20 protein-coding genes are annotated in these 15,326 nt (G+C 59.2%); 19 read left to right on the top strand and 1 reads right to left on the bottom strand.

Annotation, left to right across the window (positions count from 1 at the left end):
* Position 1: 1 nt before the first annotated feature.
* The 14 genes from ACZRN6_RS33965 to ACZRN6_RS33900 all read left to right on the top strand — a co-directional run bounded on the left by ACZRN6_RS33965 (position 2) and on the right by ACZRN6_RS33900 (position 10,301).
* Positions 2 to 964: a major capsid protein gene (locus ACZRN6_RS33965; protein WP_169918319.1), complete on the top strand. Its 963-nt coding sequence runs from the start codon at positions 2 to 4 to the stop codon at positions 962 to 964.
* Positions 965 to 1,010: 46 nt separating this feature from the next.
* A complete protein-coding gene (locus ACZRN6_RS33960; RefSeq protein WP_464009831.1) occupies positions 1,011 to 1,601 on the top strand; it encodes a hypothetical protein in 591 nt (196 codons plus the stop codon).
* A gap of 59 nt (positions 1,602 to 1,660) precedes the next feature.
* A complete protein-coding gene (locus ACZRN6_RS33955; RefSeq protein WP_464009830.1) occupies positions 1,661 to 2,164 on the top strand; it encodes a DnaT-like ssDNA-binding protein in 504 nt (167 codons plus the stop codon).
* A 203-nt stretch (positions 2,165 to 2,367) separates the two neighbouring features.
* Complete coding sequence (locus tag ACZRN6_RS33950) at positions 2,368 to 2,736, top strand: lipocalin/fatty acid-binding family protein (RefSeq protein ID WP_464009829.1); 369 nt, start codon at positions 2,368 to 2,370, stop codon at positions 2,734 to 2,736.
* Complete coding sequence (locus tag ACZRN6_RS33945) at positions 2,733 to 3,329, top strand: hypothetical protein (protein WP_464009828.1); 597 nt, start codon at positions 2,733 to 2,735, stop codon at positions 3,327 to 3,329. Before ACZRN6_RS33950 ends, ACZRN6_RS33945 begins: the two co-directional genes overlap by 4 nt.
* Entirely contained in the window at positions 3,326 to 3,742 is a 417-nt protein-coding gene (locus tag ACZRN6_RS33940; protein ID WP_464009827.1) for a phage tail terminator-like protein, read from the top strand. Before ACZRN6_RS33945 ends, ACZRN6_RS33940 begins: the two co-directional genes overlap by 4 nt.
* Before the next feature lie 72 nt (positions 3,743 to 3,814).
* Positions 3,815 to 4,471, top strand: a complete 657-nt coding sequence (locus ACZRN6_RS33935) for a phage tail protein (RefSeq protein WP_003218364.1) — start codon at positions 3,815 to 3,817, stop codon at positions 4,469 to 4,471.
* 3 nt (positions 4,472 to 4,474) lie between these two features.
* Positions 4,475 to 4,855, top strand: a complete 381-nt coding sequence (locus ACZRN6_RS33930; RefSeq protein WP_464009826.1) for a phage tail assembly chaperone — start codon at positions 4,475 to 4,477, stop codon at positions 4,853 to 4,855.
* A gap of 53 nt (positions 4,856 to 4,908) precedes the next feature.
* The gene (locus tag ACZRN6_RS33925; protein ID WP_464009825.1) at positions 4,909 to 5,175 is read left to right on the top strand and encodes a DUF1799 domain-containing protein; all 267 of its coding nucleotides are present in this window, start codon (positions 4,909 to 4,911) and stop codon (positions 5,173 to 5,175) included.
* Between the two features lie 27 nt (positions 5,176 to 5,202).
* Positions 5,203 to 8,238 carry a phage tail tape measure protein gene (locus tag ACZRN6_RS33920; protein WP_464009824.1) on the top strand — a complete coding sequence of 1,012 codons (3,036 nt, stop codon included), beginning with the start codon at positions 5,203 to 5,205 and terminating at the stop codon, positions 8,236 to 8,238.
* A gap of 3 nt (positions 8,239 to 8,241) precedes the next feature.
* Positions 8,242 to 8,580, top strand: a complete 339-nt coding sequence (locus ACZRN6_RS33915) for a phage tail protein (RefSeq protein WP_464009823.1) — start codon at positions 8,242 to 8,244, stop codon at positions 8,578 to 8,580.
* Between the two features lie 11 nt (positions 8,581 to 8,591).
* A complete protein-coding gene (locus ACZRN6_RS33910; protein ID WP_464009822.1) occupies positions 8,592 to 9,344 on the top strand; it encodes a phage minor tail protein L in 753 nt (250 codons plus the stop codon).
* 2 nt (positions 9,345 to 9,346) lie between these two features.
* Positions 9,347 to 10,111 (top strand): C40 family peptidase, encoded by a 765-nt coding sequence (locus tag ACZRN6_RS33905; protein WP_464009821.1) that lies wholly within the window; start codon positions 9,347 to 9,349, stop codon positions 10,109 to 10,111.
* Positions 10,112 to 10,136: 25 nt separating this feature from the next.
* Entirely contained in the window at positions 10,137 to 10,301 is a 165-nt protein-coding gene (locus ACZRN6_RS33900) for a hypothetical protein (protein ID WP_166742165.1), read from the top strand.
* A 276-nt stretch (positions 10,302 to 10,577) separates the two neighbouring features.
* Here the strand turns inward: ACZRN6_RS33900 and ACZRN6_RS33895 are convergent, their stop codons facing one another.
* Positions 10,578 to 10,823, bottom strand: coding sequence for a hypothetical protein (locus tag ACZRN6_RS33895; protein WP_464009820.1), 246 nt, complete (start codon positions 10,821 to 10,823; stop codon positions 10,578 to 10,580).
* Between the two features lie 207 nt (positions 10,824 to 11,030).
* On the opposite strand from ACZRN6_RS33895, the gene ACZRN6_RS33890 reads away from it, so the two are divergent.
* From ACZRN6_RS33890 to ACZRN6_RS33870, 5 genes are all read left to right on the top strand, one after another.
* Positions 11,031 to 11,579, top strand: a complete 549-nt coding sequence (locus tag ACZRN6_RS33890) for a superinfection exclusion B family protein (RefSeq protein WP_464009819.1) — start codon at positions 11,031 to 11,033, stop codon at positions 11,577 to 11,579.
* Positions 11,580 to 11,697: 118 nt separating this feature from the next.
* Positions 11,698 to 12,018 (top strand): hypothetical protein, encoded by a 321-nt coding sequence (locus tag ACZRN6_RS33885; RefSeq protein ID WP_464009818.1) that lies wholly within the window; start codon positions 11,698 to 11,700, stop codon positions 12,016 to 12,018.
* 8 nt (positions 12,019 to 12,026) lie between these two features.
* Positions 12,027 to 12,371 carry a hypothetical protein gene (locus ACZRN6_RS33880; RefSeq protein ID WP_464009817.1) on the top strand — a complete coding sequence of 115 codons (345 nt, stop codon included), beginning with the start codon at positions 12,027 to 12,029 and terminating at the stop codon, positions 12,369 to 12,371.
* A gap of 55 nt (positions 12,372 to 12,426) precedes the next feature.
* Entirely contained in the window at positions 12,427 to 13,008 is a 582-nt protein-coding gene (locus ACZRN6_RS33875) for a tail assembly protein (protein ID WP_178911596.1), read from the top strand.
* A gap of 59 nt (positions 13,009 to 13,067) precedes the next feature.
* The coding region (locus ACZRN6_RS33870) for a TipJ family phage tail tip protein (protein ID WP_464009816.1) at positions 13,068 to 15,326 on the top strand (2,259 nt) is incomplete at its 3' end.

The following is a 15,326-nucleotide window of genomic DNA, read 5'->3' as shown; positions in this document are numbered from 1 at the left end:
CATGCCAACGACTGTAAACAGCGACCTGATCATCTACAACGATGAGGCGCAAACCGCATACCTGGAGCGCATTCAGGACAACCTGGACGTGTTCAACGCCTCGTCCAACGGCGCAATCGTTCTCGACAACGAACTGATCCAAGGCGACTTCCGCAAGCGCGCTTTCTACAAGCTCGGTGGCGGTCTGGAACACCGCGATGTCAACTCCGATGGCAAGGTCACCGCCAAGAAAATCGGCGCCGGCGAAGCTGTAGGCGTCAAGGCTCCGTGGAAATACGGCCCGTACCAGACCACCGAAGAGGCGTTCAAGCGGCGCGGTCGTGCGGTTGATGAGTTTTCCCAGATCATCGGCGCAGACGTGGCTGACGCTACAATCGAAGGCTTCATTGAGTACGCAACCGGCGCGCTCAAGGCCGCCATTGGCTCCAACGCCGCAATGGTGGTGTCTGCCAACATCGAAACCGACGGCAAGAAGACGCTGACCCGTGGCATGCGCAAATTCGGCGACAAGTTTGGCCGCATCGCGCTGTGGGTCATGCACTCGTCTGCCTATTTCGACATCGTTGATGAAGCGATCGCGAACAAGGTCTACGAAGAAGCGGGCGTAGTGATCTACGGCGGCCTGCCCGGCACCCTGGGCAAGCCGGTGCTGGTGACCGACAAGGCGCCAGTGGATGCAATCTTCGGCCTGCTACCGAATGCTGTGGTGATCACCGAGTCCCAGGCCCCGGGTTTCCGTTCTTACGACGTGAACGACGAGGAAAACCTGGCTATCGGTTACCGCGCCGAGGGCACCGTCAACATCGACGTGCTGGGTTACAGCTGGAAGGAAACCACGGGCGGTACCAACCCGACTCTGGCCGCCGTCGGCTCTGCTGCGAACTGGGTCAAGCACTCGGACAGCAACAAGGTCACCGCCGGCGTGATGATCAATCTCACCACCACGCCACCAGTCGGCGGCTGATAACCACCCCAGGAAGCGGTCAGTGATGGCCGCTACGGAGATTCCGATGGAACTCGTTTACACAAACCAGCTTGACGGCTTTGAGCCTGGCAAGCGTTATCGCGTCCCGGGCCTGTTCCGCAGTGTTGAGCGCGATGCAACGGCAGTGACCGTGGTGGGTGACTATCCCGAAATCGTCACGGCATACGAAGATGCTGGCGTCGATGTTGAGGTGGTTGCGTTGCCAGAGCCTGATGTTGTCGGTATGCAGGCGGTGGCATCTGGTGAGGAGTCCAAGCTGTTTGCCGATCTGCGAGCCGAGAATGGCGAAATGGTTCAGCTGATCGACGGCCTGGAGGCTGGCGAAATCCATCGTCCAGTGTCCGGCGACCTGGCGTTGCGCTTGTTTGACGTGCTGGGCACCATCCATGCTTCGGTTGGCGAGTTGACCACTGAACGTGACGGCCTGGCCTTGACTGTCGACGCGCTGCGCGCAGAGGTTGAAGTGCTGAAGAAGTCTGCCCTCACGCTGCCGGCTGATGAGACCGGTGAAATCGCGGCGCTGAAAACAAAGCTGGACGAAGCCAAGGTCCAATACCGGGCCAACGCCTCGAAAGAATCCCTGGAAAAACTCGTCGCTGAGTTGCCCAAGGAGTAATACTGCTGGCTGCCGGTGATCCGTCTGCCAATTTTCAAACCATTCCAGCGAGTTGACGCATGACACTCATCATCGAGGACGGCACCGGTAAGCCGGACGCCGAAAGCTACGCGAGCGCCGAGGATCTGGCCATGTATGCCGTGAAGTTCGGCACGGTCATCCCCACTGGTGTTCCCGAGCAGGAAGCGCTGCTGCGCCGGGCGGCCTTGGTGATGGATGGCATGACCTGGAAGGGGCGCAAGACGAGCAGCGAGCAGGGACTGTCCTGGCCGCGCCGGGAAGTACTGCTGGATCACGAGATCAAGCCGAACAACTACCTGCCGGCGCGCATTCAGTATGGCCAGATGGCCCTGGCCGCTGAGATCCATCAGGACGATATTGACCCGGTGGAGAAGCGCAAAGGCGCCGTTTTGCTGGATCGTGTTGAGGGGGCGGTGACGCGGCAGTACGCAGCGATCCCCTCTACCAGCAACCGGTTACTGCCGGCGGCGCCTGACCGGCCGAGCGCTACGCAGTTTGCGGATTATTTGCAGAAGCGTGGGCTGTTCGCTGTTCGTGCATAATTGTAATGTGGGGGAATGCGCAGGCTGATGCGCAAGGAAGCTACACGGGTTTGCCGGTGAAATTCCGGCGCTCCTGCAGGGTTTGCGACCAGCGTTGCCGGTTCGAGTCCGGACGGAACCTTGCATGCCGGGATCAGTTCCGGCACCCCGCACCCATTCAAAGGCCCAGCCATTGCGCTGGGCTTTTCACTTCTGGAGCCACCATGGCCTTCTACGACGAAATGGCCGTGATGGCTCTGGAGATGATCACTGAGTTCGGCCAGCCCGTGACCATCAGCAAGACTGAGCCGGGTGAGTATGATCCTGAGACGGGCGGCGAAGCGCCAGGCGCCACTGTTGAGCAAATCGCCCAGGGCATCCTGCTCGACTTCACCGGCTTGGAATTCCAGAACAGCAGCCTCATCAGGCAGGGCGACAAGAAGCTCAAAATCGCGGCGCAGGGATTGGCCTGGCTTCCCGGGCTGCTCGACAAAGTCGTGGCCCAAGGCCGCACCTGGTCAATCGTCCCGCCGCTGAAAGAGGTCAACCCCGCCGGTACCCCGATCCTGTATGAGCTGCAGGTACGGTCGTGAGCCGGGCAGGCGCCGGACAGTCCGGCAGCTTTGCCCTGAGCCTTGCCGAGTTCGCCGCTCAGACCGGTGAAGCCATCGATGCCAGCGTGCGCGAAATCATCATCGAGGTCGGCAGCAGCCTGATTCGCATGTCTCCCGTGGGTAACCCGGAGATCTGGGCGCAGAACGCAGTGGCCACCCAGTACAACAAGGCCGTCGACGATCACAACAGCGCGCTGCGCAGTGATCCTGCCAACCTCACGAAAGGCGGCAGGTTGAAGAAAGGCCGTAAGCTCAACGACGGCATGGACATCAAGGCGCCTGAGGGCTACGTCGGCGGCCGCTTCCGTGCGAACTGGCACATCTCGCTGGGCGTGGTCGAGAGCGTTACCTTCGATGAGGTGGACCCGAGCGGTGCCGAAACCACTGCGGCACTTGTTGCTGCAATGAGCGACTTCACCGCCGGCCAGATGGCCTACATCATCAACAACTTGCCCTACGCGATTCCGCTGGAGTTCGGCCATTCCACCCAGGCCCCCGGCGGCATGGTCCGAGTAACCGTGGCTCGCTTTCAGCAGATCGTGCTGGAGGCCATCAGGAACAACCAGGTATGAGTCACGCAATCATCGCTTCGATCTACGAGGCCAAGCTCATCGCCTGGAACGCTGCCAGGTCGGAGAAGCTTAAGATCGTCTTCGAAAACACGGCCTATATGCCCGCGGCAGGCGAGACCTACCTGCGAGCTTTCACGATCCCTGGCGACACCGTGAGCAACACGCTCGGCGGTGATCACCGGCTGTTCACCGGCGTGTTCCAAGTCAGCATCATCGCGCCGGCGGGCACCGGTAAGACCAAGACGAACCCTATAGCAACTGAGCTGACCGACCTGTTCCCGCTATACGCCAGGGACACAAAGGGCTTGGTCACCGTGGTGACGATGTCGCCGGTCGAACAGGGCCCCGGCATCACCGGCGATTCCACCTACACCGTCCCGGTCTCGTTGTTATACCGGGCCGACACGAACTGATCCCGCCCACTGGGCAAACCCACGAACCCGCCATTGAGCGGGTTTTTTCATATCTGCAAAGAGGAAATACCCATGGGCTACAAAATTCCGGACGGCGGCACCTTCCAGCACGGTGCCACCTATGGCCCGGACATCCCGTTTTCGGCACTGAGCAACGCGGCTGAGGCCGTGGCCACTGTGACTGGCGGTACGCTCGCCGCTGGCGATATCGTGATCGTCACATCCGGCTGGACTCGCCTGGGCAATCGGGTTGTGCGTGTGAAAGCTGCCACTGCCACCGCCATCACCCTTGAAGGGATCGACACCACCGACGTGCAGGTCTACCCGGCCGGCTCCGGCATCGGCTCGCTGAAGAAGGTGCTGACCTGGGTGCAGATTCCGCAAATCACTGACGTGGCTTTCGCCGGCGGCACCCAGAACTATCTGGACGTGGTGTTCCTGGAAGATAAACAGGGCCGCCAGATGCCAACCGACAAAGCGGCGGCCAGCTTGGCGCTGACCATTGCGGATGACCCGGGCCAGGCGTTCAACGCCATCCTGCGTGCAGCGGATGCCAGCCAGACCATTCAGGCTGCGCGCCTGAACCTGCCGGGGAACGACACGCTGTTCTACGGCGCCTTCACCTCTTTCTCCAACCAGCCGACTGTGTCCCGCAGCAACTTGCTGACCCGCACCGTCAACCTGGCGCTGCAGGGCGAACCGACCCGTTACCTGACTGCGGTGGCGTAACCCATGGCAAAGATCAGAATCGCCCAAAACCCGACGTTCAAGGCCTTCGTGTCGATCCCTATCGTTGGTGGTGAGCCCGAGAAAATCGAGTTCACCTTTAAGTATCGGGATCGCCCGGGGCTTGCCGCTCTGTTTGATGAGTGGAACCTGAAGCGCGATGAAGCTCGGGCCGCCCTGGGCGAAAGCCCAACGCTTTCCGAAATCGTTGCTGCTGACACTGAGCAGCAGTCGCAGCAGATCAAGGACCTGGTAGTCGGTTGGGGCTTCGACGACAAGTTCGACGACAAGAGCATTTGTGCGTTGGTGACCTCCTGCCAGGGCGCTGCTGAGGCGGTCGTGAATGCCTACCAGAGCGCATTCAATCAGGCCCGCCTGGGAAACTGACGGACGCCGCCCGCGCACTCTACGCGCCGGCGGCACCTGCTGAACTGATCGGTTTGTTTGGGCTTGCCCCGGGCGACCTTGAAGAGGTGACCGAGGTCTGGCCCTGCAACTGGTCGGCGTTCTTCCTGTTCAACCGGATGTCGACCCAGTGGCGGGCTGGCGCCGGTGGCGCGATCGGCCTCGACTACACCTGCATCCGCGACGTGGCCGGCTTCCTCGGCATCAAGAAAAAGAAACTCGCTGAAATCTTCCCTGACCTTCAGGTGCTGGAAGGCGAAGCCCTGCGCGTCATGGCGGAGGAAAGGGAAAACAGCCCGTAACCACGGGCACTTATTCAAGGTGAGTCGATGAACATTGCAGAACTCGGCGTCAAGATCGACTCGGCCGATGCAATCCAGGCGAAAACCAGCCTGGATGAAATGGCGAAGGCCGGGGGCCGGGCCGAGCAATCCGCTGCCAGCCTGATGAATGAAATGCAGGCACTGGAGAAATCACTTTCCTCCAGCGCCAAGACCACGCAGGACCTGGCAAAGCAGCGTGACGCGCTCACCAAGCTGACCAAGACCGGCGCCTATGGCGAGGCCGAGGCCGCGAAGATCTCGGCGCAGCTCGATAAGCAGCAAATCGCGCTGGCCAAGTCTGCTATGGATGAGCAGAAAGCGCTGAACAGCCTGCTGGGGGCGATTGACCCGGCCCGCGGCGCGCTGGCCAAGCTGGACACGCAGGTCGAGCAACTGGGCAAACACCTGGATGCCGGCCGTATCAGCCAGGATCAGTACAACACTGCCCTGAGCAAGATCGACAAGGACTACGCCAAGCTCGAAAAGACCACCACCGGTTTCGACAAGCTGCGCCTCGGCACCCGCCAGGCGCAGGAAAACGTCGTGCAACTGGGCAATGCGCTGTCCTCGGGCGACTGGGGTAGCGGCGTGCGTGCCGTTGCTCAGTTGGGCGCCGGGGCTGGCGCAGGTGCTGCCGGGTTGCTCGCCATCCTGGGGCCGCTGGCCCTGGCCACCGCAGCCGTGGGAGGCTTGGCGGTTGCCTATTACAAGGGCAGCGAGGAGCAGGGCCGCTACAACAAGTCACTGATTCTCACCGGCAACTACGCGGGCGTGAGCGCCGGCCAGCTCGGCGATATGGCGCGCCAGGTGAGCGCAACGGTCGGCACAACCGGCCAGGCTGCCGCAGTGCTGGCGCTGCTGGCCGAAAACGGCAAGATCGCCGGCGAGAGTTTCACCGGCATCACCCAGGCTGCCGTGTCGATGCAGGAAGCCACCGGCAAGGCAGTGAGCGAAACAGTCGCTGAGTTCTCCAAGCTGGCAGATGACCCGGTAAAGGCTTCTGCTGCGCTGAATGAGCAGTACCACTACCTGACGGCCTCGGTTTACTCGCAGATCGCCGCGCTGGAAGAGCAGGGCGACCATGCGGGCGCCGTGAAGCTGGCGACCGAATCCTATGCCGATGCGATCAACGAACGTACGCCGAAGATTCTGGAAAATCTGAGCTTCTGGGAGCGGGCGTACAACGCTGTTGCCCAAGCAGCAGACTCGCTTAAAAACGCTGGCCGCCGCGACATCAACGCGGACATCGAAAACGCCAAAGCCGGGCTTCTTGAAGCCGAAAGCATGGACGGGTTGTTTCAAAGCCAAAAGTCCAAGGATGCCCTGATTGAGTTCAGGCGCGACCGGCTGAACATGCTGGAGGATGAGAAGGCCGCCCAGGCGGACATTGCTCAATACGATGGTGACCAAGCCAAGGCCCAACAGGCCGCCGTCACTGCTATGGGAAAAGTCGATGCGCTCACGAAGTCATCGTTGACCAACGAGCAGAAGCGCGCCGAGGCCCTGAAGGATTACAAGCGACAACTCGACGACATCCGCAAGGTTGATCCGAAGGATTCGCGACTCGATCAATCGGCAATCGATAAAAACATTTCCAACATCAACGACAAATTTAAGGACCCGAAGGCGGCTGCAAATCAGGTTGACCTGACCAGTTTTAACAACGCCAAGAACAACCTGGCGGCCATCGTTGATGAGTACAAAAACACCCAGAAGCAACTGGACGCGGCAGAGAAGGCCGGGCTGATTTCTCACGCCGAATATGCACTGAAGCGTGAAGCTCTGATCGGCAACCAGCGCGACGAGGTGACCGCAGCCTATGAGGCCGAGATTACCGCGCTGGAGGCTGTCAAAGGCAAGAAGTTCACGACTGCTGCCCAGAGCATCCAGCTGGATCAGAAGATCGCTGACGCGCGCGCTGGGATGGTCAAGGCGCAGAAGGAGGCCGACAGCCAGCTTGAGGTGTTGGCCACAAACGAGACTGGGCGTCTGGCCAAGCAGGAGCGGTCGATTACGTCGTACGTCCAGGCACTGGGTCAGCAGCAGCGAGCACTGGAGCTTGCCGGCCAACGCGCAGTACTCGGCGTGGGCCAGGGTGATCGCCAGAACGCGCTCAACGGCGAACTGAACAGCCAGCAAGACCGGTTTGCGCAGCAGTCACTGGAGTTGGCCAACCAGAAATCCGACCCGTCGCGCAACATGTCGGAGGAGGAGTTCAAACGTAAGTCCCAAGCACTCGCAGACGCGAACAAGGCCGCCACTGACCAGATCCGGCAGAACTACGCGGATGTGGAGGCGGCTCAGGGCGATTGGACGAAGGGCGCGACATCGGCCTGGGACAACTATCTGGATTCGGCGAAGAACATTGCCAGCCAGACCAAAAGCCTGTTCGGCAATGCCTTCAGCAGCATGGAGGACGCGGTCGTCAACTTCGCAATGACCGGCAAGGCATCGTTCTCGGACTTCGCTAAGTCGATCCTTGCGGACATGGCGCGGATTGCTACCCGCCAGGCGAGTTCGGCATTGTTGAGCAGCTTAGTTGGCGCAACGGCCAGCTACTTCGGTGGCGGCGGTGGCTCTGGCGGGGCAAGCCAGGCCGGGTACACCGGTACCGACCTTTCAAACTTCACCCCGGGCAGCGTCCAGGCCAAGGGCGGCGCATGGTCTGGCGGTGTGCAGATGTTCGCCGACGGCGGCGCATTCACCAATTCGGTCGTCAGCAAGCCCACGGCGTTCGGTATGGCCAACGGCAAAACCGGTGTCATGGGCGAGGCGGGCGATGAGGCAATCATGCCGCTCACTCGCACAGCCAACGGCAAGCTGGGTGTTTCTGCGGTTGGCGGCGGCGGTGGAGGGGTAAACCTCAGCCTCAGCATGCCGATCATCCTGACGGATCAGGAGGCTGGTCGCCCAGACGGTGCTGAGTTCGATGCCGAACTGTTCCAGCGCAACATGGAGTCGCGCACCCGGCAAATCGCGACAGAAGAGATCGCCAAGTCTTGGCGCCAAGGCGGCGTGAGCAGCCGAAACGTAAAAGGATGATTTATGGCAATCGAGCGATTTACCTGGGCCACTGAAAAGGGCGTCGAGGGTGATATCAAGCAGCGCGTGCGCACCAAGCAGTTTGCTGACGGCTACGCGCAGTCGGTCGAGGACGGGATCAACAACAAAACCCAGTCCTGGCCGGTCACCTTCACCGGCATGAAGGATCGCATCAAGGAAATCATGGGCTTCATCGATCGGCACAAGGGTGCAAAGGGCTTCCTCTGGCAGCCACCCCTGGGAGATCTGGGCCTCTACAAGTGCAACGGCTACAAGGCAGTGCACCGCGGCGGCCAGGTCTACGCGATCACCGCGACCTTTGAACAAACCTTTCATCCCTGAGATAACCACCCATGGCACTGATCACGGACATCCAGAAACTGGAGCCCGGCGCCGAAATTCGCCTGTTCGAAATTGACGGGACTGAATACGGCGCGGATTACCTGCGCTTCCACGGTCACGCGATCCCGCACACGCCCGAGGAACTGCTGGCCTACGAGCATTCGGAGGAGGATCTGCCGGCCAAGTCGATTTGGTGGCAGGGCGTCGAGTACGCGGCCTGGCCGGTGCAGATTGAGGGCATTGGCTCCAACAGCGATGGCACGGCCACCAGGCCGACGTTCGCCGCCGGCAACATCAATGGGCGCGTCACTGCGTTGTGCCTGGCCTTCGAGGACATGTTGAAGTTCAAGCTGACTGTTCGCGAGACCTTGGCCCAGTACCTGGACGCGGCCAACTTCCCCGATGGCAATCCAACTGCTGACCCGACTCAGGAAGGGCTGGAGATCTGGTACATCGACCAGAAAACCAGCGAGGACGGTGAGGCGGTGGTCTGGGAGTTGTCGTCTCCCGGAGAGATCGATAACCACGGTCTGCCCGGGCGCCAGATGACGACCTTCTGCCACTGGGCCATGACCAACGGCTATCGCGGACCAGACTGCGGCTACACCGGCGCTGCCATGTTCGACGACGAGGACAACCCCACGAATGACCCGGCCAAGGATCAGTGCAAGGGTTGCCTGTCGTCCTGCAAGTTGCGCTTCGGCGAGAACAACGAACTTTCCTTCGGCGGATTCCCTGCCGTGTCCCTGATAGCCAGGAGCTGACCATGCGCAAGCACATCATTGCGGCGATCCAGGCGCATGCGGCAGCGCAGTACCCGAAAGAGTGCTGCGGGCTGCTGCTGGCTGTAGGGCGGGCGCAGAAGTACTTCCCGTGCCGGAACATCGCCACGGAGCCGAACGAAGAGTTTCGACTTGATCCCGAGGACTACGCCGCGGCGGAAGACATGGGCGAGGTGATCGGCATCGTTCATTCACACCCAGACGCAACCAGCCGGCCCTCACCTCACGACCAGGCCATGTGCGAGGCCACGGCCTTGCCCTGGCACATCCTGTCGTGGCCCGAGGGCGACCTACGCACGATCACGCCAACGGGCAGCACGCCGCTGCTCAAGCGACCGTTTGTTCACGGCGCCTGGGACTGCTGGCAGGTCTGTGCTGATTGGTATCAGCGGGAATGGGGTCTTGAATTCGAAGCCTTCCAGCGCACTGATGGCTGGTGGGAGAGTGCGGAGAATGCCAGCCTGTACGAGCAGCACTACGAGGCCGCCGGCTTTGTTCGCGTCGACCGGCCGCAGCGCGGCGACCTGATCGTCATGCATGTCGGGAGGACGGCTCACCCGAACCACGCCGGGATTTACCTGGGCACTGATCCGGCGCTACCGGGGGAAGAGTCGGGCACCTTCGGGCACGGCCCATTCCTACTGCACCACCTGTACGGCAGGCCGTCCGAAATCATCGTTTTCGGCGGCCCGTGGCATGACAGAACGCGCCTGATCCTGAGGCACAAAGACGCAAAACAACCAAAATGACGCGGCACGGCGACAGGAGAGAAGCATGATCGCAAACGAAGTGGTTACGAAAGAGCTGGAAGAGCTCAAGATTATGATTCTGGAATTGAAAGCTCGACTCACCGCTGAGTCGAGCCAAAGATCTCAGGTTGAATCAACGATCTCTGTACGGGTAGCAGCGCTCGAAGCAAAATTAGCCGTTCTGAGCTAGCTTCTTCGCCTCTACTTTAGAGTGCTCTTCAATTTCGCGAATAGTCAGGTCGTACGCGTTTTTTGGTATAACAACCCTAAAATTAAATTGAGCTCCGTTTGTTTCATGGGCGAGCAATACTTGAAAACACGACGGGTTTTCTCTGGTTACGACATTTATACCAGTAATTTTAAACGACATAGTTGACCTCCAGGTCATAAACGCGCCGATATTGGCGCAACCCCAGTCCTTGGGCTTGCAGGCGAAGGACTGGGGAATCCTTTGATTTGGTGAGGGCTAACTCAAGCCTTCGTGTGGAAGGAGCGTGATATCTATTTGCTCCAGATACCCGTCTTCACCGCGCGTTATCACTAGCGCCATTCCGGGGATGAGAGTTTGTGTTACCACCCAACCGCCGGAAAACGTGTATTTCACCTCAACGGGGGTGGGCGCCCCTCGGAAGTTGATAATCATCTGCTTGCCAACTTCCGTTTTTCTCAGCGTTTCTGTGAACTGCTCGGATAATTCTGCGTTGCGCTTCATGCGTGCCTCCAGAATGAGGCACAAAGCTACTACGCCAAGACTCACCCCAGTTACTGGCATTCCATCCACACTGGATGCCTGGCCAGGTTAAAATCGGGTGGTGGCCTTTTGATGTTTAGGCCGTGCTATCGTATAGCTGACAAATCATTTACAGCTCGATGGCGCCCCCCCCTGAAGAGCCAGGCTAACTCAGAGTGACATCCATTAATGCTTGCTGACCTGTTGAAATTTTTACTTGAGCTACTGAAATTGGCCCCGCGCTACTTTGTTTTAATTGCTGTGGTTGCCGCTGCGTTGCTCTTCATGCCAAGTGAGTGGCTTGATCGCATAGGAGTAAGCAAGCTTGCTGCAGAAAATAAGCAATGGCTAGGGCTGACTCTTTTGGTGAGCTCCGCGCTTTGGTGCGGCTACGTCATTTCGACTTTCTGGGATTCGATTAGAAGGCTTTTAAATCGTCGGAAAAATCAGCTTCGAGTAATTAAAAAACTTCAGTATCTGACCGAGGGGGAGAAACAAATTTTACGTTACTACGTTGCTGAAAATACGCGTACGAACGTTCTGAAAGTTAACGATGGTGTAGTTCAGGGTCTGGTTGCGAGTCGTATTATTTACCGGGCAGCATCAATAGGTGATCTCATCGAGGGGTTCGCCCATAACATTACCGATCTTGCTTGGGACTATCTCCACTTACATCCTGAGGTGCTTGACGGCACGACGAATTTTTACCGAACCGACAAAAGACAGCGCGGATGGTAGGTTTGGTAAGTCCGCGCGGTGGACTTTTTCCATCCCCCTCCCAGTGCTACAGTCCCGCCAAACCAAAGAGGGAACGACATGCGCGTGGCGTGGCATTTGATCCCAGACGGGTGGACACATGGATAGACTTGATCGTCTGAACGATCTGCTGCGAGAGCAGAACTGTGTTATGGCAATCGAGATCAAATTCAACGACTTCAAATACGATTTGGAGTTGGTGCTGTCTGCCAATGAGTTAGGTTTGGATGCGGTGTCGCTAATTTTTCATGATGTCAGCGCTCTTGAGGTGAACGGCTTCGGTGGTGGCCTGACCCAGTTCATGCGCCTTGAAGCCTCTCGAGTAGATAATGGGCTCGACAGAATTCGCTTTGAAATGAGAGATGTGGGTGACGATAAAATATCGTTCAAGTTCTTCACTTTCGGCGGATCAATTTTTTAGGAGCAAGCATGCGGATTTGGATAGCGGTGGTAGCGGTGGCGATGCTGGCGGGGTGTGTGTCACCCAGCGACCTGCGCACGAACACGCCTACCGTCAGTGCGACGACGAAAAAAGAACCGAAGAAGTATGCCCTTTGTGTATTCCCTCACTGGCAGGACGCAAGATCTGAGGCGACGATGTCGGAAACTGAGAACGGTTACCGCCTTGTGATTGGCGCGATGCAGTTAACGGACGAACTGCTTGAGATCAACAAGACCTCCAGTGGTAGCTCTGTTGTCTTTTATCAGCGATCCGCCTGGGCGCCAGGAGTTGGCCGCACAGCAATCGAAGCCGCGGTCCGCAACTGTCTGTAAATCAAATCGAATATACAGCCCGCTTCGGCGGGCTTTTTGTTGCCTGGAGAAAAGCATGTCAGCGCTCGCGATCAACTACCAACCCATGACCACGATTTTGCTTTACGGGCAGCTAAGGCAGTTCGGTAGATCGTTCCGACTGTCCGTGCGGTCGCCGGCGGAAGCAATCAAAGCGCTTTGTGTGCAAATCCCAGGCTTCGAGCGGTTTCTGTCCAATGCGAAGTCAAGAGGGATTGAGTTTGCGGTGTTCCGCGGCGTGAAGCCTTTGTCCGAGGGCGAGTTAGCGTTCACGGGGGCAGGAGAGATTCGTATAGCCCCAGTAATAACTGGCAGCAAGCGTGCGGGCCTATTGCAAACAATCATCGGTGCAATATTGATCGCCGTCTCGTTCATTCCTGGCTTTCAAGTGTTGATGCCCATAGGTATCAGCCTCGTTGCCGGCGGTGTAATCCAGATGCTGAGCCCTCAGGCCGGCGGCCTGAAGACCAGCGCTGCGCCCGAGAACACACCCGGCTACGCCTTCGGCAGCGCCAAGAACACCACCGCATCAGGCAACCCTGTTCCGCTTTGCTACGGCAAGCGACGGGTAGGAGGCGCGATCATCAGCGCCGCTATCTACGCCGAAGACCAGATGTAGCCAACACCTGAAGCACCGCAGCCGCCCATGAGGCGGTTTTTTATTGCCTGGAGAAAAGCATGGGCGCAGCACGCAAGATTGATATCCACGGCGCCAAGGGCGGCGAAGAGAAACCAAAAACGCCAACTGAAGCCCCGGACAGTCTCCGTTCCGTCGCCATCGCCAAGATGCTGATCGCCATCGGGGAGGGTGAGTTCGAAGGCACGCCAACCGCCAAGGACATATATCTCGACAACACCCCTCTGCAAGACCCTCAGGGCAACATGAACTTCCCGAACGTTAAGTGGGAATGGCGCACCGGTGCGGTGAACCAGACCTATATCCAGGGCATCCCGTCGATCGAGAACGAAACCACCATCAGCACCGAACTGCGTAGTGGTACTCCTTGGGTTCGTGCAATCAACAACGTCCAGCTTTCGGCAGTGAGGGTTCGCTTCGCCTGGCCAGCGCTCCAGTCTGTGGACGCCGGCGGCAACATCAACGGGTACCGGATTGAGTACAAGGTTGAACTGGCAACCGACGGCGGCGCTTACCAGCAGGTGCTGAACGAGGCTGTCGACGGTAAGACCACCAGCGTGTACGAGCGAACCCGCCGAATCGATTTGCCAAAGGCTACTTCTGGCTGGCTGATGCGTATCACGCGACTGACGATCAACCAGAACAACAACAAAATCTCCGACACTATGCAGATCGCCGGCTTCACTGAGGTGATCGACGCCAAGTTGCAGTACCCGAACACCGCGCTGCTCTACATTGAATTTTCCGCCGAGCAGTTCCGGAGCATTCCGGCGGTGACCGTCGAGACCAAGCTCAAGAAAATGCAGGTACCGAGCAATTACGACCCGGTATCGCGTTCATACACTGGGATCTGGGACGGCACCTTCAAGCAGGCTTGGACCGATAACGCGGTTTGGATGACCTACGACATCACCACGGCCGATCGCTTCGGCTTGGGCCGCCGCATCAAACCGTGGATGGTCGATAAGTGGGAGCTCTACCGAATTTCCCAGTACGCGGATCAACTCGTGCCAGACGGTAAGGGCGGCATGGAGCCCCGCTTCATCTGCAACCTGAACCTGCAAAGCAAGGCAGACGCCTGGTCGCTGCTGCGCGACATCTCCGCGATTTACCGGGGCATGACTTATTGGGCTCAGGGCCAGGTGTTCACCCTGTCGGATATGCCGCGCGCTACCGACTACGACTTCGCCTATAGCGGTGCGAACGTCATCACGGAGGGGCGTCAGCCATTCACCTATTCGAGCGCATCGGAGCGCACTCGCTACAGCCGGGCGCTGGTCAGCTATGACAGTCCGGGGAATAACTACGACACCGACGTTACCGCGGTTACCGATCAGAAGCTGCAGCGCCGCTACGGCGATAACCCGCTAGAGATCAGCGCGATCGGCTGCACGCGCGAATCGGAGGCACAGCGCCGCGGAAAGTGGGCTTTGCTGACCAACTCCAAGGACAGGACTGTTACCTTCAAGGTAGGCCTCGACGGGCGTATCCCGCTTCCTGGCTACGTAATCCCCATCGCTGACGAACTGTTGGCGGGCCGGCCGGTGGGCGGACGTATCTCGTCGGTGAATGGTAAGGTCATCACGCTCGACCGTGACACCCAGGCCAAACCCGGTGACCGGCTGATCCTCAATCTGCCCGACGGCAAGTGCGAAGGACGCACCGTGCAACTGGTCAGCGGTCGGCATGTCACCGTGACCACTGCATATTCCGTCGCGCCTGAGCGAGAACTGGTGTGGGCGCTCGACGCTGACGACCTGGCCATCCCGCTGTACCGTGTGACCAGCGTTTCCCGGCCAGAGCCTGGCGTGTTCGAAATCTCCGCCGTGCAGTACGACCCGAGCAAGTTCGCGCACATCGATACCGGCGCCCGGCTGGAAGAGCGGCCAATCAGCGTTATCCCGATCACCGTGGTTCCGGCACCGGCGAGCGTCACTCTGACGTCGAGCTACGCCGTGAACCAGGGCATCGCCATCAGCACCATGAACATCTCGTGGACAGCCGTGAACGGTGCGATCGCCTACGACGTGGAGTGGCGCAAGGACAGTGGCAACTGGATCAAGGTCCAGCGCACCGGGTCGACAAGTGTGGACGTCACCGGCATCTACTCGGGCGCCTACTTGGCCCGGGTCCGCTCTGTGAGCGCGTTCGAGATCTCGTCGATCTGGAAAAGCTCCAACCTGACCAACCTGAAAGGGAAGGTCGGCCTGCCGCCGGCGGTGTCGTTCCTGACCACCACCAGTGAACTGTTCGGCATCGGCTTGAAGTGGGGTTTCCCTGCTGGCGCCGAAGACACCCAG

Source organism: Pseudomonas sp. A125, assembly GCF_055409485.1.
This window is presented reverse-complemented; position numbering and strand designations above follow the sequence as displayed.